General features: G+C 66.4%; 22 protein-coding genes. 6 read left to right on the top strand and 16 right to left on the bottom strand.

Features of this window, described 5'->3' with window-relative positions; all coding sequences use genetic code 11:
• From IPK20_20480 to IPK20_20465, 4 genes are all read left to right on the top strand, one after another.
• On the top strand, nt 1-239 hold a 239-nt coding region (locus tag IPK20_20480), incomplete at its 5' end, for a c-type cytochrome (protein ID MBK8018839.1).
• Nucleotides 240-595: 356 nt separating this feature from the next.
• Nucleotides 596-1,390, top strand: coding sequence for a molybdopterin-dependent oxidoreductase (locus IPK20_20475; protein ID MBK8018838.1), 795 nt, complete (start codon nt 596-598; stop codon nt 1,388-1,390).
• The gene (locus IPK20_20470; protein MBK8018837.1) at nt 1,360-2,616 is read left to right on the top strand and encodes a molybdopterin-dependent oxidoreductase; all 1,257 of its coding nucleotides are present in this window, start codon (nt 1,360-1,362) and stop codon (nt 2,614-2,616) included. The genes IPK20_20475 and IPK20_20470 overlap by 31 nt, the downstream gene beginning before the upstream one ends.
• A 198-nt stretch (nt 2,617-2,814) precedes the next feature.
• Nucleotides 2,815-3,042 (top strand): hypothetical protein, encoded by a 228-nt coding sequence (locus tag IPK20_20465; GenBank protein ID MBK8018836.1) that lies wholly within the window; start codon nt 2,815-2,817, stop codon nt 3,040-3,042.
• Between the two features lie 153 nt (nt 3,043-3,195).
• On the opposite strand, the gene IPK20_20460 is transcribed toward IPK20_20465, so the two are convergent.
• From IPK20_20460 to IPK20_20435, 6 genes are all read right to left on the bottom strand, one after another.
• Nucleotides 3,196-3,714 (bottom strand): purine-binding chemotaxis protein CheW, encoded by a 519-nt coding sequence (locus IPK20_20460; GenBank protein MBK8018835.1) that lies wholly within the window; start codon nt 3,712-3,714, stop codon nt 3,196-3,198.
• A gap of 74 nt (nt 3,715-3,788) precedes the next feature.
• Nucleotides 3,789-6,494, bottom strand: coding sequence for a PAS domain S-box protein (locus IPK20_20455; GenBank protein MBK8018834.1), 2,706 nt, complete (start codon nt 6,492-6,494; stop codon nt 3,789-3,791).
• A gap of 109 nt (nt 6,495-6,603) precedes the next feature.
• Nucleotides 6,604-8,751, bottom strand: coding sequence for a chemotaxis protein CheA (locus tag IPK20_20450; GenBank protein ID MBK8018833.1), 2,148 nt, complete (start codon nt 8,749-8,751; stop codon nt 6,604-6,606).
• 46 nt (nt 8,752-8,797) lie between these two features.
• Complete coding sequence (locus IPK20_20445; GenBank protein MBK8018832.1) at nt 8,798-9,127, bottom strand: STAS domain-containing protein; 330 nt, start codon at nt 9,125-9,127, stop codon at nt 8,798-8,800.
• 25 nt (nt 9,128-9,152) lie between these two features.
• Nucleotides 9,153-9,521 (bottom strand): response regulator, encoded by a 369-nt coding sequence (locus tag IPK20_20440; GenBank protein MBK8018831.1) that lies wholly within the window; start codon nt 9,519-9,521, stop codon nt 9,153-9,155.
• 10 nt (nt 9,522-9,531) lie between these two features.
• On the bottom strand, nt 9,532-10,710 hold the full coding sequence (locus IPK20_20435; protein ID MBK8018830.1) for a chemotaxis protein: 1,179 nt from the start codon (nt 10,708-10,710) through the stop codon (nt 9,532-9,534).
• A 488-nt stretch (nt 10,711-11,198) separates the two neighbouring features.
• On the opposite strand from IPK20_20435, the gene IPK20_20430 reads away from it, so the two are divergent.
• The gene (locus tag IPK20_20430) at nt 11,199-12,998 is read left to right on the top strand and encodes a PQQ-binding-like beta-propeller repeat protein (GenBank protein ID MBK8018829.1); all 1,800 of its coding nucleotides are present in this window, start codon (nt 11,199-11,201) and stop codon (nt 12,996-12,998) included.
• Nucleotides 12,999-13,088: 90 nt separating this feature from the next.
• On the opposite strand, the gene IPK20_20425 is transcribed toward IPK20_20430, so the two are convergent.
• The 10 genes from IPK20_20425 to IPK20_20380 all read right to left on the bottom strand — a co-directional run bounded on the left by IPK20_20425 (nt 13,089) and on the right by IPK20_20380 (nt 22,548).
• Nucleotides 13,089-13,748 (bottom strand): peroxiredoxin, encoded by a 660-nt coding sequence (locus IPK20_20425; GenBank protein ID MBK8018828.1) that lies wholly within the window; start codon nt 13,746-13,748, stop codon nt 13,089-13,091.
• A gap of 85 nt (nt 13,749-13,833) precedes the next feature.
• The gene (locus IPK20_20420; GenBank protein MBK8018827.1) at nt 13,834-15,102 is read right to left on the bottom strand and encodes an FAD-dependent oxidoreductase; all 1,269 of its coding nucleotides are present in this window, start codon (nt 15,100-15,102) and stop codon (nt 13,834-13,836) included.
• Complete coding sequence (locus tag IPK20_20415; GenBank protein MBK8018826.1) at nt 15,099-15,419, bottom strand: c-type cytochrome; 321 nt, start codon at nt 15,417-15,419, stop codon at nt 15,099-15,101. The genes IPK20_20420 and IPK20_20415 overlap by 4 nt, the downstream gene beginning before the upstream one ends.
• 195 nt (nt 15,420-15,614) lie before the next feature.
• Entirely contained in the window at nt 15,615-16,781 is a 1,167-nt protein-coding gene (locus IPK20_20410; protein ID MBK8018825.1) for an MFS transporter, read from the bottom strand.
• A complete protein-coding gene (locus tag IPK20_20405) occupies nt 16,778-17,605 on the bottom strand; it encodes an enoyl-CoA hydratase/isomerase family protein (GenBank protein MBK8018824.1) in 828 nt (275 codons plus the stop codon). Before IPK20_20405 ends, IPK20_20410 begins: the two co-directional genes overlap by 4 nt.
• Nucleotides 17,602-18,132, bottom strand: coding sequence for an AMP-binding protein (locus IPK20_20400; protein ID MBK8018823.1), 531 nt, complete (start codon nt 18,130-18,132; stop codon nt 17,602-17,604). The genes IPK20_20405 and IPK20_20400 overlap by 4 nt, the downstream gene beginning before the upstream one ends.
• Nucleotides 18,126-19,109: an AMP-binding protein gene (locus IPK20_20395; protein MBK8018822.1), complete on the bottom strand. Its 984-nt coding sequence runs from the start codon at nt 19,107-19,109 to the stop codon at nt 18,126-18,128. The genes IPK20_20400 and IPK20_20395 overlap by 7 nt, the downstream gene beginning before the upstream one ends.
• A gap of 140 nt (nt 19,110-19,249) precedes the next feature.
• Complete coding sequence (locus tag IPK20_20390; GenBank protein MBK8018821.1) at nt 19,250-21,076, bottom strand: PAS domain S-box protein; 1,827 nt, start codon at nt 21,074-21,076, stop codon at nt 19,250-19,252.
• A 139-nt stretch (nt 21,077-21,215) separates the two neighbouring features.
• Complete coding sequence (locus IPK20_20385) at nt 21,216-21,818, bottom strand: helix-turn-helix domain-containing protein (GenBank protein ID MBK8018820.1); 603 nt, start codon at nt 21,816-21,818, stop codon at nt 21,216-21,218.
• Nucleotides 21,819-22,131: 313 nt separating this feature from the next.
• The gene (locus tag IPK20_20380; GenBank protein MBK8018819.1) at nt 22,132-22,548 is read right to left on the bottom strand and encodes a hypothetical protein; all 417 of its coding nucleotides are present in this window, start codon (nt 22,546-22,548) and stop codon (nt 22,132-22,134) included.
• Between the two features lie 269 nt (nt 22,549-22,817).
• Here IPK20_20380 and IPK20_20375 point away from each other — a divergent pair, with 269 nt between their 5' ends.
• Complete coding sequence (locus tag IPK20_20375; GenBank protein ID MBK8018818.1) at nt 22,818-24,143, top strand: transporter substrate-binding domain-containing protein; 1,326 nt, start codon at nt 22,818-22,820, stop codon at nt 24,141-24,143.
• Nucleotides 24,144-24,154: the final 11 nt, after the last annotated feature.

Below are 24,154 nucleotides of genomic sequence, written 5' to 3'. Positions count from 1 at the left end.
AGCTCTTCCTGTACGGCGACGCCTCGCGCGAGATCGCGGCCTGTTCGATCTGCCACGGCCCCAACGCCGAAGGCCAGTCCATCTTCCCGCGCCTGGCGGGTCAGTACGGTCAATATCTCGCGCGCCAGATCCAGATGCTGCGCAAGCGGCTGCGCGAATCGCCCGTGATGCACGGCATCGTCCGCGACCTGTCGGACGAGGACATCACCGCCGTCGCCACCTACCTGCAGGGCAAGTAACGTCCTCCCTCCCCCTCGGGTCCGATCATCGCCTGGATCAGGGGGGTTCTTCACCGGCGGCGGCCGCTGGACTGTCGCCGGTGACTCGTTCTTCAGCCCCGCCCTTCGCGCCACCTGAACGGACCCGATCCCTTCCGTCCGTGAAGGGCCGGCATGGCTCGCGTGCTGGGCGGCCGCGCAGGCAACCGCGCGGTTTCCGGTTGCGGGGGGAGCGCCACCCGCTGCACCTTCCCGGATCGAGGCGCCCACCGGCGGTGCAATGGGGTGCGCAGGTCCGGACTTCCTGCGAACATCCCGGCTCCCGATCCGATGTCCGATTCTGCCCGTGGGCTGTCATGGCACCGGGCAGTGGCCCCATGAACCCGGAAAAGCTGCAGAAGACCACCTGTCCGCGGGACTGCTACGACCGCTGCGGAATCCTGGCCGTCGTGCGTGACGGACGCGTGGCCGAGATCCGTGGAGATCCGGACAGCCCCGTGAGCCGGGGAATGCTCTGCGCCAAGTGCACGATCGCCTACAACGGCGTCTGGCTGGATCCCGCACAGCGGGTCACGCAACCGCTCCGGCGGACCGGCACCAAGGGCGAAGCACGGTTCGCGGAGATCTCCTGGGACGAGGCCCTGGATCAGGTGGCGAACCGCCTGCAGTCCATCGCCCGCGACCACGGCGCGGACAAGGTGCTGCACGCGCACTACCAGGGGACCTACTCGGCCATCGCGTGCAATTTTCCCTGCCGGTTCTTCCATCGCTATGGCGCCACCGAAGTGGACCCGGGCACCATCTGCGACAAGGCGGGCCACGTGGCGCTGCAGGGAATGCTCGGTACCTCCTTCGAGGGATTCGACGCCCGTTCGCGCGATGGCGCCTCGTGCCTCGTGCTCTGGGGCGTGAACCCTTCGCACGGCGGTCCGCTCACGGACCGTTTCTGGGTGGGCGAATTCCCCGGCACCCGGATCGTGATCGACCCCGTGCGCACGTTCACGGCCACGCAGGCGGATATCCACTTGAGACCGCGTCCGGGAACCGACGCGGCGCTGGCCTACGGACTGCTCCGATTGCTCTCGGATGCCGGCCGGTTCGACCGGACTTCCTCCGGGATCATGTGCAGGGTTGGGACGCGGTGGCCGCGGAGATCGCGCGGACAGAACTGAGCGAGGTGGCCGGCATCACGGGTGTGCCCCGCGCGTCGATGAAGCGCGCCGCCAATGCGATAGGCGCCGGACCGACGCTCTACTGGCTGGGCATCGGCCTGCAGCGCCAGCGGTCGGGAGGCGATACGGTCAGAGCCGCGTCGCTGCTTGCCGTGGCTACCGGCAGCCTCGGGCGACGCGGCAGCGGGCTGCTCTACATGAACGGATACGGCGTGCACGGAATCGACCAGGACGCCTTCCAGCGCTGCGCGACCGTGGCGGAGCCCCCCGTCCGCATTGGCCACATGGGTCTCGCGCAGGCGCTCGAGGATCCGTCCCGCTCCCGCGCCTTCTTCAACTGGAACACCAACGTCGCCGCCTCCGCCCCGCAACAGCGGCGCCTGCACGCCGCGCTGCGGCGGGAGGATCTGTTCACGGTCGTGATCGATCCCTTCCTCACCGATACGGCGCGCTTCGCCGACCTCGTGCTGCCCGCCGCGCACTTCCTGGAGTTCGACGATCTCGTCTTTTCCTACTTCCACGACACCGTGTCGGCGCAGGTGGCGGTCCAGCGGCCCGAAGGTTCCGCCCTGCCCAATCAGGAGATCTTCCGCCGGCTCGCCGCCAGGATGGGGTTCGCGGATCCGGATCTGCACACCTCCGACGACGACATGATGCGTGGTCTGCTGGCCCGCGCAGCGCCGGGGCTGGACTTGGCCGCGCTGCGCGCCGCCGGCACGGTGTTTCCGCGACCGCCGCGCGTCCAGTTCGAATCGCGGCGGTTCCCCACGCCGAGCGGCCGCATCGAGATCGATGCCCCCGCATTCACGCAGGCCGGCCTGGGCCCGGCCCCGGCGTGGCCGTCGGTTCCGGGGCGCGGCCCTGGCGTGCTGCAGTTGCTGTCGCCTTCCGCCTACTGGCTCATGTGCAGTTCCTACGGCAACGATCCGCGCATCCGCGAGTTGCTGGGGGAGGCGTCGGTGGTCCTCCATCCGGACGATGCCGACCATCTGGGGGTACTCCCCGGTGACCGCGTGCGTCTGCATTCGTCGTGCGATTCAGTGGAATTCCTGGCGAAGACCAGCGAGGATGTGCTTCCCGGAACGGCGGTGACGGCGAAGTCCCGCTGGCCACGGTTCGACCGGGAAGGACTCAACGTCAATGCGCTCAACCCGGGCCTTTGCGCGGATCTCGGGGAGGGTACGGCCGTGAACAGTCTTGAAGTTCGCATCGAGGTGATCGAATGAAAGCAGACGCAACCCGCGGGACCTGCATGCCGCGGCTCCCGTGGCGCTCCGTATGGATGGCCGCATTCGCGTGCGCCGGAACGCTCTCCATGGCGAATGCCCGGTCCGAATGCACGGAGGACGACGTGTCGGTCCGCGTCGTGCGCACGCAGTGGGTCGACAGCTGCAGGAACGAACCCTGCCCGGTGCTGGTGGGTCTTGGCGAAATCGAGAACCGGTGCAAGACCGCGGTGGGCATCCGCATCCGTCTGCGGGCGCTGGACGCCTCCGGGAGAAGCCGTCGCCGTCGGCGAGCTGTGGCCCTTCGGCCGGCGGAACGTGCCGCCGGGAAGACACGAAATTTCCTTCGACCGGTGGATCGGCCATGACCCGGAGATCGTGGACTTCCAGGCGATCGTGACCGGCGTGGTGGCCTGGCCGGAGTGATGGCACGGGGCCGTCCCGGCCTTCGCACCCTCCTCATCCCAAGCCGCTGCGTCCCGGGCGCGCATCGGCCGGACCGTCTCGAGCGGCCTCGAAGGCCTGCGGTTCACCGGAGCGGATCGAGAGGGTATCCGCCCCGGTGTCCGTTTCGGCGGATCAATCGTCCGGAGCCATGGGCTCCGGATCGCTGACCGCAGTCGCCTCCCCCTCCATCGAAACGTCCATGCCCACGCCGGACAGCACGCGATCGGTGTCCAGGATGATCACGAACCGTCCTCCCACCTTTCCCATGCCGCGGATGAACTCGGAGCGCATTCCCGCGCCGAAGCTCGGCGCCGGCTCGATCTCGGCCAAGGGAATCTCCAGCACTTCGTCCACCGCATCCACGATCACGCCGATATCCTGGCGCGTGTCGTCGCACTCGACTTCCACGATCACGATGCAGGTCTTGCGCGTGGCGGTCGCAGGCTCGCGGCCGAACCGCGCCGCGAGGTCCAGCACGGGAACGACGGCCCCGCGCAGGTTGATCACGCCGCGGATGCAGGGCGGCATCATCGGCACCGTGGTGAGCCCCGAGAACTCGATGATCTCCTTGATGCGCAGGATGCCGATGGCGAACATCTCGGCACCCAGCACGAACGTCAGGTACTGCTGCGGCTCCGCGGTCTGCGCCATGGCGGCACGTTGCGCGTCCTGTCGGGAGGCGCCCGCGGCGCCTCCTGCTTCAGCGAAGCTCATGGCAGACTCCCTCAGAACTTGGTGAACTTCGACTCGTCCACATCGCTCTTGGCAGCCACGGGGGCCACCGCCCGCAACGCAGGCTTGCCGCCCGCGCCGGACACGGTCTTGTGGGACCTGCCCTGTGACAGGGCCGCCGTCATCGGGGCGCCGTTGCCCACCTGGAAGAACGACACGGTCCGCTGCAGCTGTTCCACGAACCCGTTCATCTCCTCCGCCGTGGCCGCCAGTTCCTCCGAAGCCGCCGCGTTGGTCTGGGTGGTCTTGGAGAGCTGAACCACGGCGCTGTTGATCTGGTTCACGCCGGTGGCCTGTTCCTCCGAAGCGGCCGTGATCTCCTGCACCAGGTCGGAAGTCTTGCGGATGTTCGGCACCATCTGCTCCAGCTGCTTGCCGGCCTTCTCCGCCAGATTCACGCTGCTGCCCGCCACCGAGCCGATTTCCTGGGCGGCCACCTGGCTGCGCTCCGCCAGCTTGCGCACCTCGGCGGCCACCACGGCGAATCCCTTGCCGTGCTCACCGGCGCGCGCGGCCTCGATGGCCGCGTTCAGCGCGAGCAGATTGGTCTGATACGCGATGTCGTCGATGATGCCGATCTTCTCGGCGATGCTCTTCATCGCGGTGACCGTCGCCGTGACCGCTTCACCGCCCTCGGAGGCTTCCGTCGCCGCCTTGGTCGCGATGCCGTCCGTCACCTTTGCGTTCTCGGTATTCTGGGCGATGGACGCCGTCATCTCCTCCAGCGAGGCGCTGGTCTCCTCCACGCTCGCCGCCTGTTCCGAACTGGCCTCCGACAGCGCCTGCGCCGTCGCGTTGACCTGGTTGGAAGACGAGATGAGCGACGCCACGGCGGTGGACACGTCCGTGATGGTCGTCGCGAGCTTCGCCACCGTCGCGTTGCAGGCGTCCTTCAATTGCCCGAACGTCCCGGCATAGTCCGCGGTGATCGTCTCGGTGAGCTGACCGCGCTCCAGCGCGCTCATGACGCGAACGACGTCGTTCAGGCCGGCCTGGGTCACCTCCAGCAGGGAGTTGATGCTCTCGCCGAGCGCCTTGTGGCTGCCCTGCTTGTCGCTCACGTCGATGCGGCCGGTGAAGTCGCCCTGTCCCGCCGCTGCCGCGACCTCGTTGGTCTGCGCGACCACCGCGGCGAGCGCCTGCGCTTCGAGCACCTGCTTCGTCACGTCGGCGGCGTACTTGACCACCTTGAACGGCTTGCCGTTCATGTCGAGGATCGGGTTGTAGGACGCCTGGATCCAGATCTCCTTGCCGCCCTTGCCGATGCGCTTGTACTGTCCCGCGTCGTATTCGCCCCTGCCCAGCTTTTCCCAGAACAGGCGGTACTCCGGGCTCGCCCGGTAGGCGTTCTCGACGAACATGGAGTGGTGCTGGCCCCTGATCTCTTCCAGCCGGTAGCCCAGCGCGTTGAGGAAGTTGTCGTTGGCGCCGATGATCTTGCCGTCGAGCGAGAATTCGATGACCGCCTGGGCCTTGCCGATCGCGGCGATCTGGCCTTCGAAGTCGGCCGCCTGCAGTTTCTGCTGCGTGATGTCGGTGGCGTACTTGACGACCTTGAACGGCTTGCCGTTCACGTCGAGGATGGGGTTGTAGGAGGCCTGGATCCAGACCTCCTTGCCGCCCTTGCCGATGCGCTTGTACTGGCCGGCGTCGTACTCGCCGCGGCCGAGTTTTTCCCAGAACATCCGGTAGTCCGTGCTCGCCCGGTAGGCCGGGTCGACGAACATGGAGTGGTGCTGACCCTTGATCTCGTCGAGGGTGTAGCCCAGCGCGCCCAGGAAGTTGTCGTTGGCGTGGACGACCTTGCCGTCCAGCGAGAACTCGATCACGGCCTGGGCCTTGCCGATGGCCGCGATCTGTCCGCCCAGGTCGGCCGCGATCTGCTGTTCGCGTTCGAAGGCGATGCGATCCTTCTCGTTGCGTTCCAGCAGGCTCGTCTGCATCTTCTGCAGCGAGGACAGGACCTGTCCCGCTTCGTCCCGGCTGGTGATTTCGATGTCGTTGTCGAGCCGGCCTTCGGCCACCGAGTCCGCCACCCTCGCCGCATCCGCCAGCGGCCGGGAGATGGACCGGCTCACCCACCAGGCGAACAACGCGCCGAGCACGATGGCGACAGCGGCCAGGCCCACGATGACCAGCCTCGCGGAGCGGTAGATCTCCCCGCTCTCGGCCACGCCGGCCTCGAGCGCCTTCTTCTCGATCTCGACCAGTCCGCTGATGCCGCCCACGAGCACCTCCAGGGCAGGCCGCGTTTCCGAGTTGTAGAGGCGGGTCGCATCATCACGGCGACCATCCTCGACCAGCTTGACGAGCTTGCCGAAGGACTGCACGTAGGTCCCGCGGGATTCCTTGATCCTCGCCATCGCGGCCTTGGCCTCGGGCAGGACCATGAGCGCGTCGAGCCTGTCCTGCGCGTCCGTCGCCGCCTTCTTGTTCTGTTCGATGGACTCGCGAATGCGCTCGATCTCGCCGCGGTCCGCGGTGGTGAGCAACTGCGCCACTCGCGCGGCGTTCGCACGCGCGGCCGATTCGAGCCGCAGCGCCTGCTCCAGCTTCGCGGCGTCACGCCCCACCAGCATTTCCGTGCTCTCGTCGAGCGTTGCAAGGCGGGAAACGCCCACGCCTCCCACGATCAGCAGCAATGCGAGCACGAGGCCGAAGCCCAGGCCCAGCCGGAGACTCACTTTCATGTTGCGCATGGCGATGTTCCTTCCCTAGTGTGTGGTGTTGCTTCGTGTTCCTGCGTCGCGCCGCACAGGCTGCGCCGTAGCGTTGTTTGCAACCGCGAACCGGAGGTGCAGATCGGGTTCATGCCGCAATCCTGGGCCCCTCATGCTCCGCCTGCCGCGAGTGCACCAGCTGCAGCAGACCCGGCACGTCCAGAATGAGCGCGACTTCCCCCGTGCCGAGGATGGAAGCGCCGCTGATGCCCCGCAGCCGTCCGAACAGGCTGCCGAGCGGCTTGATGACCGTCTGTCCCTCTCCCAGGAGCTTGTCGACGACGATGCCCGCCTTCTGCGCGCCGCACTGCACGACGACCACGCTTTCGCGCGGTCCCGACGGCGCATCGCAGCCGAACACGTCGCGCAACCGCAGGTAGGGCAGCACCTTTCCCCGCAGATTGAGGTAGTCGCCGTTCTCCGAGGCGCGGACCGGGCGTTCGACGCATTCGACCACCGCTTCCAGCGGAAGCACGTACGTCGCCGATCCGATCTGCACCAGGAACCCGTCGATCACCGCGAGCGTGAGCGGCAGTCGGATGCGCACGGTCGTGCCCTGCCCCGCCCGGCTCTCCAGCGCCACGTGCCCCTGCAGGGCTTCGATGTTCTTCTTGACGACATCCATGCCCACGCCCCGGCCGGAGAGGTCCGACACGCGCTCGGCGGTGGAGAAGCCCGGCTCGAAGATGAGATTGAAGATGTCGTCCTCGTGCGGCGTGCGATCCGCCGCGACCAGACCGCGTTCTCTCGCCTTGGCTAGGATGCGTTCGCGGTCGAGCCCTCGCCCGTCGTCGCTCACCTCGATCACGATGCTGCCGGAGTCGTGGTAGGCATTGAGGCGGATGCGCGCACGGCCGGGTTTGCCCGCCCGCTCGCGGGCGTCGGCCGCTTCGATGCCATGGTCGATCGCATTGCGCACGAGGTGCGTGAGCGGATCACCGATCTTTTCCACGACGGTCTTGTCCAGTTCCGTCTCCGCGCCGGCGATCTCGAGCGCGATGTCCTTGTTCAGGGACCGGCTCATGTCCCGCACCACGCGGTGGAAACGGCTGAAGGTCTCGCCGATCTGCACCATGCGCAGCCGCAACGATGCATCGCGAATCTCTTCGGTGAGCAGATTCACGCGCGCCGTCGATTCCAGCAGCGCGGCATCGTGGGTGCGTTGCGCGAGCGCATTACTGCCCGCGCCCGCGATCACCAGTTCGCCCACCAGCGTGATGAGCTGATCGAGCTTGTCTGCCCCGACGCGGATGAACCGGTTCTCGTCGGTCTTCCGCAGCGCGACCTTGCGTTGCCGGTCGAGCGCCGCGTCCACGACTTCCTGCTGCACCACACCTGTTTCCACCAGCAGCGTGCCGAGCCTTGGCGGCACGGTGTTCTTCTGCTGTTCGCTGAGTGCCCCCTCGAGCGTCGCCCGCGACAGAGCCCCGCACGCTACGAGAATCTCCCCGATACGCTGCCGGTTCTCCGGCAATGACTCCATCAGGTCCAGGTATTCCTGGATGTCCGAGTCGGGAGGGACGATGCGGATCGCACAGTCGTCCCGGACGAATTCGAAGACGTCCTCGATGGCCTTGCGATCGGCGCCCGTCTGCAGGCGGATCTCGAAGCCCAGGTAGCACGCCTCGGGATCGAATGCATCCGCCTCCGGCAACGCGTCGGCCACCGTGGCGATTCCCACGACACTGCCCAACGTGCCCAGATAGCGGATGAACGACAAAGGGTCCATGCCGTTGCGCAGGCATTCGCGACCGAACCGCAGCGACAGGTGCCACGGATCGCTCGAACCGGCCGGACGGTCCGCAGCCGGCGCAGCAGCCACGGCCTCGCCCGGGACGGCTTGAACCGCCCCGCCATGGAACCGGGCCAGCCGGGCGAGCAGCGCCTCGCCGGTTTCCTCCCGCGACGCCGCGTCCGCTTCGTCGGCCCCCAGCGCGGACTCGACCAGAGACTGGATGTGGTCGCACGACGGCAACAGCACCTCGAGCAGATCGCCGCTCATGGCCAGATTGCCTTCGCGCACCCGGTCGAGCACGGTCTCGACGGCATGGGTGAAACGGACGATGCCGTCGAAACCGAAAAGTCCCGCCGACCCCTTGATGGTATGCGCCGCGCGGAACAGTCCGTGCACGGCCTCCTGGTCGTCCGGTACCGATTCCAGCTGCAGCAGCGCCGTCTCCATCTGGCACAGCAGGTCCCGGCATTCCTCCGCGAACACGTCGCGGCCTTCGTTCATCATTTCCTGTTCGTTCATCGCCCGCCTCTCCGATGGGTCCGGCCGTTCACAGCAGCGGTGTGGCGTCGGCGGTGCCGGCGCTCCCGAGCGTTGCGCCGAGGTTCATCGCGTCGACGACCTCCCGCACCGGTTCACTCCAGCCCGTGACGAGGAACGTCCCGCCTCCCCGCTGCTGCTCGCCGCGGATCATCAGCAGCACTTGAATTCCGGCACTGTCGATCTCGCCCACGGCCGTGAGATCCACCCGCAGGTCGCCCTGCGACCCCGCGAACGGCTTCACGGCGGGCCATAGCTGTCCCGACTCGTAGATGGTCATCTCGCCCGCCAGGGCGAGAACGCAGGCATCGGCAGTCGATCGGTCTTCCAGTGTGAACATGGCCGTTCCTCGGTCGTATGGCGGTTCAGGGCAACGCCAGCTTGGCGACGGCGTCGAGCATCTGCTGCGGCTGGAAGGGCTTGAGCACCCAGGCTTTCACGCCGGCGGCCTGCCCCTCCTGCTTCTTCGATTCCTGACCTTCGGTGGTCAGCATGATGATCGGCGTGAACTTGTAGTTCGGATGCGCCTTCACCGCCTTCACCAGGCCGATGCCGTCCATGTTGGGCATGTTGAGATCGGTGATGATGAGATGGACTTTCTGCCCGGTGAGCTTGGCCAGCGCATCGCGGCCGTCACTGCCCTCCAGCACGTCGTAGCCCGCCCCCTTGAGGGCGATTCCCACGACCGTGCGCAGGCTCGCCGAGTCGTCCACCACCATGATCGTCTTGGCCATGTCCGCCTCCTCAGAAGAATGTGATGCCGCCGGATTTCGCGGCCTGCGCAGGTGCGCCGTGATTTGCGCGTTGCTCGTGCGTCGCATACCCCCGCTCCATCTGGGCGAGCCATTGCCGCGCATGGACGGTTTCCTGCCTCATGAGTTGCTCGCGCAGACGGTTCATGTCGCCCGTGACCTGGGCGAGGATCTGGCTGGTCCGGTCCTGGAACTGCAGGGAAACGAGCAGTTGCGCGACCTCGTCGCGAATGCCCTGGCTTTCCGTCTTGAGCACGCGGGAGGATTCGCCCAGCCCATCGGCGGCGTGAGTGAACTTGTCCACGACGCTCGCGATCGTGCTTTCCGCGTCCTGCACTGCGAGCACGTCGCGCTCCGCACACCGGGCGGCATAGTCGACGGTGTCGGCCACAGCCTGTCCGACCAGGTCCACCTTCGCCCGGATCTGTCTGGCCGTGGTCGCCGAGCCGGTGGCGAGCTTGCGAACCTCGTCCGCCACCACGGCGAAACCCCGGCCCGTCTCTCCGGCGCGCGCCGCCTCGATGGCGGCGTTCAATGCCAGAAGGTTGGTCTGATCCGCGATGCGCGACACGTCGGAGAGCATCCGGGTGAGATCGCCCACGACGGACGCGAGTCCGCTCACGTTCGACAGCATGTTGTTCTTGGCACCGACGACCTCGTGCAGCGCGCGCACGATGCCGGTGAGTTCATCCCGGCAAGCAGTCAGCAGCGGAACGACCCCCGCCGATCCGCTGGCGCCGGCGGCCTGTTCCGAGGCCTGTACGGAAGCCTCCAGTCGGCCGATCATCTGGGCGAAGCTTGCCGTGAGTTGTTCGATTGCTTCGCGCGTCTGCCCGCGCGCCGTCTCCACGTGCCGCTCCCAGATGGGAAACACCTCCGTGCAAAGCTCGGTGAGTTCGCCGGCCGCGGAACTCGACTCGCGCAACGGTTCTTCTGGCAAGGCTCGAGCCTCGTCCTCGGCCGTCGCATCCGGCTCCGCACTCACCCGGCGCACGAAGCGGAGAACCGCCCAGCCTGCCACTGCCCATGCAGCCGCAGCTGCCAGGAGCGCGGACACGCGAAGAATCCCGGCCGGCATCCAGAGAGCCGCCGCGCAGATCGGAACGGCAGCCGCCCAGCAGGCGCCGAACAGCAGAGGGACCTTGCGATCGATCGGGCGCGCGGTGTTCATGCGATCCTCCTCCCGCTGCGGAAAGCCTGCAGGTCAGGCGCAGAATTCCGGGCGCTGCACAGTGGGAACATCCGCTGCGACACTCCATTCCTCCTCCGCGCCGGAGCACGGTCGACGATCGGGCAAATGCCGTCCGAGGGCGCGCGAAGGCATGACGCACATGTCGCGTTCGGACTCTGGAATGGCAGGGGATGGGCCAGCGTGAGGTGCCGACGCGTGCGAAGCGGGGGGTCGGCCCAGGGTGAAACCGGGAGATCTGCCGCGGACGCGGGTGGGGCGCCAGCGGAGGTCGGCTTGACGCGCCGGAGCGGCGGCGTCGGACTGACGCTGCGATCTACGACATCGAGCAGCGGAAACTTTAGAAATCGTTCGCGATCGGCGACACCACACTCACTCCGGGCCTTCGCCTCCCCGGCCGATTCGTACAAGCCCGCGCCCGGCGAATGGCGTTATGCTCGATCGATTGCATGAGGCAAGGGAGGCAACGAATGAGAGGCATCGACAGAACGGTCGCTGCATGCGTGCTGTGCGCCGTGCCGCTGGTCGCCATGGCAGGCGACGACGACACAAGCCTGCTGGGCGCAGCGCACGACCGGGGCAACTGGCTGCTGTACGGCCGGGACTATTCCAACCAGCGCTTCTCCGATCTCACGCAGATCAACGCGGGCACGGTCGGCCATCTGGCTCCGGCATGGGTCTACCAGAGCGGCGTGGCCAACACCTTCCAGGCCACGCCCATCGTGGTGGACGGCATCATGTACATCTCGCTGCCCTTCAACCACGTCGTCGCGCTCGACGCGCGCACCGGGTCGCAGCTGTGGCGCTACGAACACAAGCGCCGGACGGAGAAGATGTGCTGCGGCCCCGCGAGCCGGGGCGTGGCGGTCGCCTACGGCAAGGTGTTCATGGGCACGGTCGATGCGCGGCTGATCGCGCTGGACCGGGTCACCGGGCGCATGGTGTGGGACCAGCCTCTCGTGGAAGACGTCGGCGCGAAAGCCGAATCGACGCAGCAACTCGCCGCCGACGATCCCTTGCGCAAGAAGAACGTGACCGGCACGACCGGTGTCGGCGCCAACATGGCGCCAATTGTCTACAAGGGCAAGGTCATCATCGGCATCACCGGGGTGGGCTATGGCCTGCACCTCGATGCGGAAACGCCCGGAGCGCCGCTGGGAGCGGTCGTGGGCATCGCCGGTCAGAGCCAGCGCGCCGGCTTCTATGCCGCATTCGACGCCGCCACGGGCAGCCGGGTATGGCAGTTCGATTCCACCCCGTCCGAGGGTTGGGAGGGCAGCTTCACGACGGTGACGGCCGACGGAGCCGCGCTCGATCGCGACATCGCGCGGGAGAAGGCGACCTTGCCCAAGTATGCGGACGCCTGGAAGCGCGGCGGCGGTTCAGCCTGGACGACACCGGCCGTGGATCCGGATCTGGGCCTCGTCTACGTCGGCATCGGCAACCCGTCGCCGCAGATGGACGATCTCACCCGGCCGGGAGACAACTTGTACACGGTGTCGCTCGTGGCGCTGGATATCGAGACGGGCAAGCTCCGCTGGTACTACCAGCAGGTTCCGCACGACATGTGGGGCCTGGATGTCGCGAGCCCGCCGGTGCTGTTCGATGCGGTGATCGACGGGCAGCGCGTGCCGGCCGTGGGTGAAGCGAGCAAGACGGGCTGGATGTACGTGCTCGATCGCAGATCCGGCAAGTTCCTGTACAAGTCGGAAGCGTTCGTGCCGCAGCACAACCAGTTCCGCCGTCCGACGCCCGAAGGCGTGGACATCGCACCCGGCGCCGCCGGCGGCGCCAACTGGTCGCCGGTGTCCTTCGATCCGCGCAGCGGCCTTGCCTACGTGGCTGGCATTCACATGCCGACGCGCTATACCGTGAAGGAGATTCCGGCAGCCGAGAACCGGCCGGCCGTGCGTTACACCTCGCTGGAAGTGATCCAGGGGCCGACCTGGGGCACGCTCTCCGCGCTCGACACCCGTGCGCAAGGAAGGATCCGCTGGCAAGTGAAAACCGAACAGCCGCTGATCGGCGGTGTGCTCGCCACCGCGGGCGACGTGCTCTTCGTCGGCGAAGGCAGCGGCCAGTTCAGCGCCTTCGATTCGCGCGACGGCACACGGCTGTGGCACTTCAACTGCGGCGCCGGGGTCAACGCGCCGCCGGTGACGTACGAACTGGACGGAGTGCAGTACGTGACGGTGGCCGCCGGCGGCAATTCGCTTTTCGGTTTCCGCCAGGGGGATGCGGTGTTCACCTTTGCGTTGCCCAGGCGCTGAAGGAGCCTGCCGTCCGGCGGAGGAAACCCCGCCGGACGTCGACGTTCGTCGCAGGATGCCCGCGGCCGCGAGCGGTCCCGGGCTCCGCCCTCACTTCGGGTGGGGGACGATCCGAAGATAGGGCTTCACGGTCTTCCAGCCGCCCGGGTAGCGTCCACGGGCGTCGTCGTCGCTCACGGACGGCGGAATGATCACGTCCTCGCCGGGCTTCCAGTTCACGGGGGTGGCGACCTGGTGCTGCGCCGTGAGCTGGATGGAATCCAGCGCACGCAGGATCTCGTCGAAGTTGCGTCCGGTGCTCATGGGGTATACGAGCATCAGCTTCACGCGCTTGTCCGGTCCTATCACGAACACGGCGCGGACCGTGGCGTTGTTCGCCGCCGTCCTGCCCTCGGAGGTCGTGCCGGCGTCCGCGGGCAGCATGTCGTAGAGCTTGGCGATCTCGAGCGTGGGATCGCCGATCATCGGGTAGGTGACCCGGTGTCCCTGGGTCTCGGCGATGTCTTCCTCCCACTTGAGATGGCTGCTCACCGGATCGACACTGAGACCGATGATCTTCGTGTTCCGCTTCGCGAACTGATCGGCAAGGCCTGCCATGTAACCCAGTTCGGTCGTGAATACGGGCGTGAAATCCTTCGGGTGCGAGAACAGCACCGCCCAGCCGTCGCCGATCCACTGATGGAAGTCGATGGGCCCCTGGGTTGTCTCGGCCTTGAAATTCGGTGCAATGTCGTTGATGCGAAGTGTCATCGTGTGCTCCTGTCAGGAAGTGGTGCCCCTGGATTGGCCTGGCTCCGCCGGCGTCACGCTTCGCGCGGCTGCCGGCCGTCGAAAATCACTGCAGCGCGTCGCGCCAGATGTTCTCGGCCCACGCTCTGGCGAAGCGGGCCTCCTCTTCGCTGCGCTTGCCCGAGACTCCCGAGGTTCCCTCGGCGGTCACCAGCATCCCCTTTGCGGGGTCGTACCGGTAGACCGCCGCGACGTGCATGGCTTCCGTCGGCGAAGCGAAGCTGTAGCAGGTGTTCGCGGATACCGGTGCCGGGTTCGGCGCCTGGCCGCGCAGGGCGGCGATGAGGGCGGACGCGCAGATCTTGGCCTGATTGTTGGCCGTATGGGCCGACTTGGGCGCGGGCGCGGCCGACGTGGCGTCGCCGATGACGTGAATGCCCGGAACCGCCGTGGATTCGTACGTGCGGAAGTCCACGCCCACCCAGCGGCGGTCGACATTCACGACGCCCGCCTCGTGTGCAATGCGTCCGGCGGCGTGGGGCACGATGACGTTCAGCACCTCGGCCTTGAAGTCGTCGAAGTCGGTGCGCACGGTCTTCGAGTCGGCATCGACTTCCACCACCGTGCTGTTGGGCACGTACTCCACCATCCCGGGATACAGCTCCGACCATGCCTTGAGGAACAGCCCCTTCTTCGACACGATCTCGGCATTCGCATCGAGCACGAGGATCTTCGACCGCGGCTTCACCCGCTTCAGATAGGAGGCGATCAGGCTCACGCGTTCGTACGGGCCCGGGGGGCAACGGTAGGGCGAGCGCGGAATGGACAGAAGACAGGTGCCACCCTCCACCATCGATTCGAGCTGCCGGCGCAGCAGGAGCGTCTGCGGGCCGGCCTTCCAGGCGTGCGGCACGCGCTCCGCGGCGATGGCTTCGTTCATGCCCGCCACCGTGTCCCACAGGAAATCGATTCCCGGGGACAGCACGAGCCGGTCGTAGGAGAGCTGTGTTCCGTCCGCCAGCACGATCCGCCTCTTCGCCGGATCGACGCCGCCGACTTCCGCCTGTACGCGTCTCACCCCCAGCCGCTCGAGGCCTTCGTACCCGAAGGTGTTGTCGGCCAGATCGCGGTCGCCGCTCAGGACCAGATTGCTCATGGGACAGGAAATGAACGAGGGACTGCGCTCCACCATCGTCACGTCGATTCCCGCGTCCCACAGACGCAGATAGCGGCACACGGTGGCACCACCGAAACCGCCACCCACGACCACGACATGAGGACGGGCCGCTCCAGCCGCACGAGCCTGAGGCCACACCGCTGCGCCGGCGACACCGGCCGCGAGCCCTGTCACGAAGGTCCGACGGTCCATGGTCATTCCTGCACGCGGCGTTGTTGCGAGAAGTAATCGGCCAGCAGTTCGATCTCCTCGGGCGTGTAGCCCTTGGCGTGCTGATGCATGACCGTCGCGGACTTCGCGCCATTGCGGAAGGCCAGCAGCTTTTCTGCCAGTTCGGCGCGATCGCCACCCGCCAGAACGGGGAACCCGCCGGTCCCGTTTCCGTTCGTTCCATGGCAGGCCGCACAACTCGCTGCAAGATCGCGGGCGATGGGGGACGGCGCAGTGTCCTGATTCGCCGCAGCAGCAGCGAACGACAACAGCAGGATCAGGGTCAGCAGCACCAGACGGAGCATCGGTCCGTCGACTCTCGTCACTCGGAGCATTGTCGGGTTTCCTCAGATGTGGCCGCTTCGTCTCCACGGCCGGCGTGTCCGGAACCACCGATTCTGCCGGTGCGGTCCGACGTCACCAAACAACGTTTCGCGAATTCGATATCGCGATCCGGCATGAGTTCCGGCGATGCACACTCAAGGAAGCGTTTCCTCGTCTCATCCGGACCGGCGCAACAGCGGTCGCAGGGCCAGCAGACCCAGCACGGGACCGGGCAAGAGTGTCCACGCCACGCGCGCACCGGCAATGGGATAAACGGAAGTGGCCACGAAGATGGAGACGGTGGTCAGCAGGAAGCCCAGGCTGTTCTGGATGGCCAGCGCGCTCCCGACAGCCTCGGGCGGACAGGCGCGGGCCGACAGGGCGGAGAACTGGGGCGAATCCGCCACGACGGCCGTTCCCCAGACCAGCAGCGCTGCGAGGGCGATCCAGGGCGGAAACGCGGAAAGCAGCGGATACAGGGCGCACAACACGCCCGACACGAGCAGCGCCGCTGCGGCCACTCGGGCACTCCCCAGCTTCTGACTCCACAGCCCGCCTCCCACGCAGCCGAGCGCGCCGATGCCGATGATCGCGAAGGACCAGGCGGACACGTGCGCCGGCGGCGTTCCGCTTGCGGACGCGCTCGCCACCAGCAACGGCACCAGCGTCCAGAAGGCGTACAGCTCCCACATGTGACCGAAGTACCCGAAGGCCGAAGCGCGGAAATCCGGGGTGCGGAACGCCTTGACGAGATGGCTCCAGGGCCGGGTACCCACGCTGCGCCTGGCCTTGAAATGGGGGCCGTCCCCGGTCACCCCCACCATCAGCGCACCCAGGATCGCGAGCACCGACGAGGCGAGGATCACGGCCTGCCACGGCCATGCGGCACCGGCCGATCGGATGCCGTGAGGCAGCGACGTGCCGAGCGTCAACATGCCCACCAGCAGCCCGAGGCTGCGCCCGGCGCCGTGCGGATTCCAGCTCACGATGAGCTTCATGCCCAGGGGGTAGATGCCCGCGAGCGAGAGCCCCACGGCGAATCGCAGCCACAGCGCACTCTCCAGGCTGCCGCTCCAGAGCGCGAACAGTGCATTGAACAACGCGCCCGACAGGCTGCAGACGACAAAGATCCTGCTCGCGGAGAACCGGTCCGCCAGACCGCTGAAGGCGAAGGCGAGCGTGCCGGTGATGAAGCCCGCCTGCACCGCGTTCGTCAGCAGGCCGATGTCCGCTGGCTGCAACGACCAGAGACGGCGCAGGTCATCGGCGGCGCTGTTCGCGCTGAACCACAGCGAAGTCCCGAACAATTGCGCAATGACGATCGTCGCGACGGGACGGCTCATGGCTTGCGTGCCGCATCGAAGCGCGCGTCGCGCCACGCGATCGCCGCCCGCATGCCTTTCTCCCGTGCCACGTCCATGAACGCACGCTTGTCCGGCGAACCGTGCGACTCGATGCCGTGGTCCGTGTCCAGGGCAGCCTGCAGGGCTGAGCGCATGCCCTGGATCTCGTACGTGCGGTTGAGCGCCTTCTTGGTCTCGCGCACCACGACCGGATCCACGAGCGCAATCCCGCGCGCGATCCGCAAGGCCGTCTGAACGTGCTGCCCCGGCGGAACGACCCGGCTCACGATGCCCATCCGCAGCGCGTCCTGTGCGCCGATGCGGTCTTCGCCCGTGAGGATGATGTCCTTTGCCTGCTTCGGACCGGTCATCCAGGGCAGCAGCATGGTCACGATGCCTGCCCCGAACTTGAGTTCGGGCTCGCCGAACTGCGCATCCTCGGACGCCACGGTGATGTCGCACGACAGCGCCATTTCGAACGCACCGGCCATGCAGGCGCCGTGCACGGCCGCCACCGTCGGTTTGGGGCAGTTCCAGAACCGCATGGTGGTGTGGAAGTCCAGATCGAGGATTTCGCGCCACACCTCCGCTCCCTCGGGGCGGGCGTCCATCTGCGCCTTGAGATCGAAGCCGGAGGAAAACGCGCGCCCGGCTCCACTGAGCACGACGGCACGGATCGAATCGTCCGAGTCGACGTGATCCATCACGTCGTTGAGTTCCAGCAGGCAGGCGCGATCGAGCGCATTGAGCCGCTCCGGCCGGTTGAGCGTGATGTGGGCGACACCGCCCCTCGCGTCGAACAACAGGGTGCTGCAGGGATTCATGAGAGTGGATCCGTCGTCGGTGAAAGAGGCCCGAGCGGCGCGATCTCGCCCGCCTCCACGAGCCGTTTGAACTGTCCGCGGTCGGCCTTGCCGGTGCGGCCCAGCGGCAGCGCATCCAGCACGTAATAGGCGTCCGGATGCTTGAAACGTTCGAGCCGGTCGCGCAGGAAGACCGACAGCGCGGCCATCTCCAGCGGCGTGCCGGCCCGGGGGACGAGCACCGCGTGAATGCGTTCGCCCAGAAGGCGGTCCGAAACGCCGACGGCCATCGCGGCAGCAATGGCGGGATGCGCCGTGAGCGCCTGCTCGATCTCCACGGGCGTGATCTTGTTGCCTCCCCGGACGATGATCTCCTTGGACCGGCCCATGAGCTCCACGACGCCCGGCCCGGCTTCGCGGGCGATGTCCCCGGTACGGAACCAGCCGTCCTGAAAGGAGGCCGCCGTGAGCGCCGGCTCGTCGAGATAACCCGCCATCAGATACGGACTGCGCAACTGGAGTTCGCCCACGTCGCCGCGATTCACCACGGCCCCTCCTCGCTCACGATGCGGTGCGAGACGCCCGGCGCGGGACGGCCGATGGCACCGGGATACCGGGCGTAGTCGTCCGGAAAGGCGAAGAAGTCGCACGTCGATGTCTCGGTGAGCCCGTAGATGTCGACGAGCGCGGTCGAGGCGAAGCGCTGCCGGATGGCGTCCGCCAGCGAGCGTCCGAGCGATTCGCCGCCGATCAGGATCTGACGCAATACGCCCGAGCGCTCGATGCGGGCAGCGGCCTCGTCGGCGCCAGGCAGCGCGAACAGCGCGCGCATCATGGTGGGCACCACGCCGACGCGGTCGATCCGCTCGTCGCACACCCACTGCGAGAACGCCGCGGGCTCGAACTTCTCCTTCATGTGCAAGGTGCCGCCGCGCAGGAGCGTCAGCAGGCTCACCCACAGTCCGAAGCTGAACGTGATGTTGAGCACCAGCAGCGTGGATTCGCCTCGGCCGAACTGCAGCAGCCTGTCGATCTGGCCGATCTTGCCGTGGAAGGCCTCGTGCCGCACCACCACACCCTTGGGATTGCCGGTGGATCCGGACGTGAAGATCACGGCAGCCGCGTTTCGCAGCAGCGGTCGGTGAGCGGGCGGCACAGCAGAGGTGACGGCGAGACTGCCCGGAGGGACCTGGTCCCCATCGCCGGCATCGAGGCAGAGGCGGGACCCCGTGCGTTCGAACAGCTGCCGCGCCACCGCAGGCGGCATCGAACGGTGGACGGGAACCGCGACTGCGCCCGCCCGCCACACGCCCAGCAGTGCCGCGATGTCCAGGGGCCGATTGGCCACGCGCACGTGTACGGGCTCGTCCGGCTGGATCTTCGCCGAATGCAAGGCGGATTCGACCTGCCCGGCGGCATCCCCGAGCTCCGCGAACGTCAGCCCCCTCGCGCCGCCCCTCAAGGCCGTCCGCATCGGGAACGCATGGCACGCGTCGTCGAGCGCGACCGCGAGCAGACCCTTCACTGCATTCTCCGGCCATCGGATTCGCACGCGCCACGTCCGCGCGACAGACGCCATCTCACTTCCGAGAACGGCGTCCCGATTCTATGTCAGCGCTTCGCGTCCGCGATGCCGCTCGCGCGCATCTGGCGGATTGGAGCCGGTCAAGACGTCCGGCGCACGATGGGCGTGGCGAGAACGACCCGGGCCCGGACATTGACGCCTGCCTGCTCCAGCTTCATGACGAAGCCTTTCTTGGGCATCAGAGCGCAGACGAGTTCCAGCCCGGTTCCCAATCCCGAACGGCGCTCCAGACTGAATCCGTCGGGCAAGGTTCCGCGGTTGACAATGGCGACGGCGAGCGCTCCGGCCGAGGGGGTCACGCGGACGGTCACGCCATCGGCGGTGCCGTCGCAGGTGGAGTGCTTGACCGCGTTGACGACCAGCTCGTTGAAGATCAGCGCGGTCGCCACGGCCTCGCCTTCGGCGATGACGAAGTTCCGCGCCGAATCGTCACCGGCCTCGATGGAAATCCTGGCACCGCTCAGTTGCTCCGCCGTGCCGCCGATGGCAACCAGAATCCGCCAGAGATCGATGTCTCCCCGACGGTCGATGCCCTGGAGGCCGTGCACCGTCGCGATGGACTGGATCTGCAGAATGGCGGTCTCCAGGGACTCCGCCACCTGGGGGGCACGGTTGGCGTGCGCGCGCAGCAGTCCGGCCACACCCTGAAGATTGTTCTTGATGCGGTGGTGCACCTCCCGCACCAGCGTGTCCCGCTGCCGCACTGCTTCTTCCAGGTCCTGGAACTGCGCCAGCTTGCGCGCGGTGATGTCCTCGGTGACGCCGAACACGATGGGCTCGCCATCCTCGTTCCTGGCCGGAGTGGAGCGGATCCAGAGCCAGCGCAGGCCACCATCGGGACGCACGATCCGGAATTCGACCTCGACGGGCTCGCCGGCGAGCTGGCGCGCGAGCGCGGCTCCGGCGACCGCGGCATCGTCGTGGTGCACGCGCTTCTTCCACAGCGAGGGATCGCGGATCAGGGCCTCTGCCGTGATACCCCAGACGTTCTCCATGGAGGGGCTGATGTAATCGATGCGCGTGATGCCCGGATCGCTCACCCAGACGATGTCGCGGGTGCTCTCCGCCAGGAGCCTGAAGCGCTGCTCGCTCGCCCGGAGCGCGCGGGCGGCAGCCTCCTGGTCGGTGATGTCGCGGGCGACGCCCTTGTACCCGGAGAAGTTTCCATCGGGATCGTAGGTGGGGAATCCGCTCAGCAGGAGCCTTCTCACTTCACCGTTCGGAAGCCTGCGAAGGCGCACTTCATCCCTGAAGGGCTGGTGCGTCTCCAGAAACGCCTGGCGGGCCGGCCAGCCCTCGGGAGGCGCCTCGATCTCGTCGATTTCCCACGGTGCGCGGCCGATCCCGGAATGCTGGACAGGGGGAACGTGGCTGAAACCTCCCCGGCGCAGATCGGTGAAGCGGAACTCGGCGTCCTGTTCCCAGTAGTAGTCGGTCGACACCTCCAGCAGGACCTGCAGACGTTCGTCGGACGCCTGCTGCGCGAGCTGCGCATTCTTCCTGTCGGAGATGTCCTTGACGATGCCCCGTTGAACGGGCGCATCGGCATCCGCCAGCGCCTCGCCTCGCAGAAGGATCCACCGCGGACCCTCCCCGACCTGCACCGCGCATTCGAAGCCCTCGGTCAGAACGCTGCCAAGCTCCTCCGCAGACAGATGAAGCAGCGCGCCCTGATCGTGCCGTCTGAGCGCGGCGAACACCTCCCGGGTCCGGGTCGCGGACTCTGTGGCATTCAGCAACTGCCGCGCGGCCGGCGACAGCGCCCACAGATCCTCCACCCTGTGCCACTCCCAGACGCCGAATCCGGCCAGCGCCTCGGCCGTTGCCATCCAGGAAACATCCTCCCTCCCGAGAGCAGGCGACTTGCCTGCCAACGGATCGACGATGTCGACCTTTTCGATGCCCATCGTTCCCCGCGAATGTGATCGGACACGTGCGTTGCAGCACGTCGCGGGGATTGGGCGACGAGGACAAGGACGTCCCACTGAAACACTGACGCCCGATTCTATGCGCGTTGCGGGTCCGCCGTCATGCGGACCGCCCGTCCTACGCGGGCTGGCTGTCGCCGTAGATGATGATCGACAGGAAGCGGATGGGGACCTTGACGAGCTTTTCCGGTCCATGGGGAATCTCTCCCCTGAACGTGAGGGAATCGCCGGGCTCCAGCAGATAGGTCTGCTGGCCGTGGCGATACTCGATGCAGCCCTCCAGCATGTAGATGAACTCCGTGCCCGGATGCTCGAAGCTCTGGAAGATCTCGCTGCTGTCGTCCATCGTGATGAGGAACGGCTCGAAGGTCTTGCGCGGTCCCTTGTCGTAGGCGAGGAGCTGGTACGTGTGCCCCCGCTTGGTGCCGCGGCGCACGACCTCCATTCCAGAGTCCGACCTGACGAGCTGGGCGCCGCCGTCGGGACGGTCGAAATCGCGGAACAGATGCGCCATGGAGACGCCCAGTACGCTCGAGAGCTTGGCCAGGGTGTCGAGACTCGTGGAGGCTTGGCCGTTCTCGATCTTGGAGAGCATTCCCCGGCTGATGTGCGCCTGGGACGCCACGTCGGCAATGGTCAGCCGTTGCTGCAGACGGAGATCCCGGATGACATTGCCGATATGGCGCTCCAGGCTCATGTTGTCGGCACCTGGATTCGGCATTTCAGGCGCGTCCAGGTTCTGGCTCAAGCGTGACTTGAGATTCATCGGTTCGGAAGGACTCGAAGGCGTGGAAAGTGGAGACGACCCCTGGTCGAACGCACCCGACACGCGTCTTCTCGCCAACGCGTCCCGCAAATGCACGACTTTTTCCATTATAGCCAGCCCCCTGCCTGTCGATGACCCGGTTTCCCGGCGCGGAGCCGGTCGTCCGCGACCGGTTCGCTGCGTACGGTCGGTGCGATCCGGAGGGAACGGCACCGGCGCGGAGCATCAGAGCGCCCGGGACACCGTGACCCCGCGTTGTCCGGAAGCGTCAGCAAGCCGGACGTCCGGACTTCGCAAACCCGCCATTCACCGAGGCGAACGCAGTCTCCGGAGCACCTGCGGAATCACACGGCGGCGCATCCACGCCGTCACTGCGTGGGCATGTATGCGGTCCCTTTCTGAAGAGAAAAGCATAAGTTGCACCTTCACCGAGAGAGTCAGCATCTCCGCCATCCGTATGCAGCACCTCGCGGAAGTACTTCAGGATCGTGCGCGTGGCCTTGCTGCTGACCGCTGGCTTGTACATCCACGGCACGTCGCCCTCCCGTGCGCGGTGTTCCATGCGCAACGTCTCCTCCGGGTTCCCGGCCGCGCCCACGTACCAATCCTCGAAACGCCCGCCCAGTCCCTTCATGTAGAGGAGGAATTCGTACTTGATCTGCTGAACGCTGAAGGGACCGTTCACTGAGGTTTCTCCAAAAGTTTACTCACACGCAACCACCATACACCTGTGAGAAACTTTTTTGCTCAAATGCCCCCATATCGAGCACGTATTCAGCCATCTGCACCATGATGAAGAATGAAACGGGGACACGACGACACCGTATATATCTGTTTTCTCGTACTTTGCCCCTTAAAAACCCCATTGGTATGCGAGTTGCCTTATACGAAACATGTGTGCTTTCCATGAAACACACATTCCCACACCACTTCGTCCAAGGAGTCGCACAGAAAATGGAACACTCAAGGAGGTCATTCCTCAAGACAGGGGCAGGCGCCGCCACGGTTGCCGGTACGGCCGCGCTCGGGGGGTTTCCCTACTTCTTCGTGAAGGACGCAAACGCCCAAGGCGCTCCCTGGGTGAAGAAGGGCGGCAAGATCAAGGTCGGTGTGCTGTTCTCGCTGACGGGCAGCCTGGCCGTCGTCGAGACCGACTCCAACCAGGTCGTGCAGTTCGCGATCGACAAGATCAACAAGGCCGGCGGCATCCTCGGCATGCCCATCGAGCCCGTGCTGATCGACGCGAAGTCGGACATCAAGGTCTACTCCGAGAAGATCAGCCAGCTCATCCTCAAGGATCGCGTCATCGCGACCTTCGGCGGATACACGTCGGCGAGCCGGCGTGCCATGGCCCCCGTGGTGATGGCGCGCGATCACCTGCTGTACTACCCCACCTGCTACGAAGGCCGGGAATGCACGCAGAACATCGTGAACACCGGTCCGCTCGCAAACCAGCACAGCCAGGATCTGATCCCGTTCATGGTGAAGAACTTCGGCAAGAAGACCTATTTCGTGGGTTCCAACTACATCTGGCCCAAGGAATCCAACAAGAACGCCAAGGTGTGGCTGGAGCGCGCCGGCGGTGAACTGCTCGGCGAGGAGTACGTCGAACTGGGCGGTTCGGACTTCACCTCGATCTTCAACAAGATCCGTCAGACCAAGCCCGACTTCATCTTCTCCACCGTCGTGGGCGATTCCGACATCGCGCTCCACAAGCAGTTCAAGCAGGAAGGCTTCAAGGTGGACAAGATGCCCATCGCGTCGCTCACCACAGGCGAGATCGAGATCCGCGCGATGGGTGCGGAATTCGGCGCGGGCCACTTCCTGTCGGCCCCGTACTTCGAAGCCCTCGACACCCCCACCAACAAGAAGTTCGTCGAGGAGTACCTCGGCAGCAAGTACGGCAAGGGCGGCGTCACGCACTACAACATGGAAGAGACCTACCTCTCCGTGTATGCGTTCAAGGCTGCGTTCGAGAAGGCGGTGGAGAAGGCCGGAAGCGTCGAGGCCGTCACACCGCGCATGATCCGGGACGTGACGCCCGGCATCCGCATCGAGGACGACATCTCGCCCGAGGGTCTCGTGTGGTTCGACGAGACCTGCCACCTCCATCTCAAGCCGAAGATCGGTCAGTGCCAGGCCAGCGGCCAGTTCAAGATCGTCCAGGCCGCCAAGGAGCACATCGCACCGGATCCTTTCATCATTTATCCGGAACGCGGCGTGTGCAAGTTCGACGGCCTCCACACCAAGGACGGCAAGGTGCTGAAGAGCGTGCTGTAGGACACCGTTCG

The organism is Betaproteobacteria bacterium (assembly GCA_016713305.1).
Taxonomy (GTDB): Bacteria; Pseudomonadota; Gammaproteobacteria; order Burkholderiales.
Note: the sequence above shows the minus strand (reverse complement) of the source record. Positions and strands in the feature narration are given on the sequence as shown.

What these genes read in the sequence shown, in the direction of transcription:
- IPK20_20410 (MBK8018825.1), bottom strand. Translation starts at nt 16,781, where the DNA reads ATGAGCCGTCCCGTCGCGACGATCGTCATTGCGCAATTGTTCGGGACT.
- IPK20_20435 (MBK8018830.1), bottom strand. Translation starts at nt 10,710, where the DNA reads ATGAACACCGCGCGCCCGATCGATCGCAAGGTCCCTCTGCTGTTCGGC.
- IPK20_20430 (MBK8018829.1), top strand. Translation starts at nt 11,199, where the DNA reads ATGAGAGGCATCGACAGAACGGTCGCTGCATGCGTGCTGTGCGCCGTG.
- IPK20_20450 (MBK8018833.1), bottom strand. Translation starts at nt 8,751, where the DNA reads ATGAACGAAGGCCGCGACGTGTTCGCGGAGGAATGCCGGGACCTGCTG.
- IPK20_20445 (MBK8018832.1), bottom strand. Translation starts at nt 9,127, where the DNA reads ATGTTCACACTGGAAGACCGATCGACTGCCGATGCCTGCGTTCTCGCC.
- IPK20_20385 (MBK8018820.1), bottom strand. Translation starts at nt 21,818, where the DNA reads ATGCCGAATCCAGGTGCCGACAACATGAGCCTGGAGCGCCATATCGGC.
- IPK20_20460 (MBK8018835.1), bottom strand. Translation starts at nt 3,714, where the DNA reads ATGGCGCAGACCGCGGAGCCGCAGCAGTACCTGACGTTCGTGCTGGGT.
- IPK20_20420 (MBK8018827.1), bottom strand. Translation starts at nt 15,102, where the DNA reads ATGACCATGGACCGTCGGACCTTCGTGACAGGGCTCGCGGCCGGTGTC.
- IPK20_20415 (MBK8018826.1), bottom strand. Translation starts at nt 15,419, where the DNA reads ATGCTCCGTCTGGTGCTGCTGACCCTGATCCTGCTGTTGTCGTTCGCT.
- IPK20_20440 (MBK8018831.1), bottom strand. Translation starts at nt 9,521, where the DNA reads ATGGCCAAGACGATCATGGTGGTGGACGACTCGGCGAGCCTGCGCACG.
- IPK20_20425 (MBK8018828.1), bottom strand. Translation starts at nt 13,748, where the DNA reads ATGACACTTCGCATCAACGACATTGCACCGAATTTCAAGGCCGAGACA.
- IPK20_20405 (MBK8018824.1), bottom strand. Translation starts at nt 17,605, where the DNA reads ATGAATCCCTGCAGCACCCTGTTGTTCGACGCGAGGGGCGGTGTCGCC.
- IPK20_20455 (MBK8018834.1), bottom strand. Translation starts at nt 6,494, where the DNA reads ATGCGCAACATGAAAGTGAGTCTCCGGCTGGGCCTGGGCTTCGGCCTC.
- IPK20_20375 (MBK8018818.1), top strand. Translation starts at nt 22,818, where the DNA reads ATGGAACACTCAAGGAGGTCATTCCTCAAGACAGGGGCAGGCGCCGCC.
- IPK20_20475 (MBK8018838.1), top strand. Translation starts at nt 596, where the DNA reads ATGAACCCGGAAAAGCTGCAGAAGACCACCTGTCCGCGGGACTGCTAC.
- IPK20_20390 (MBK8018821.1), bottom strand. Translation starts at nt 21,076, where the DNA reads ATGGGCATCGAAAAGGTCGACATCGTCGATCCGTTGGCAGGCAAGTCG.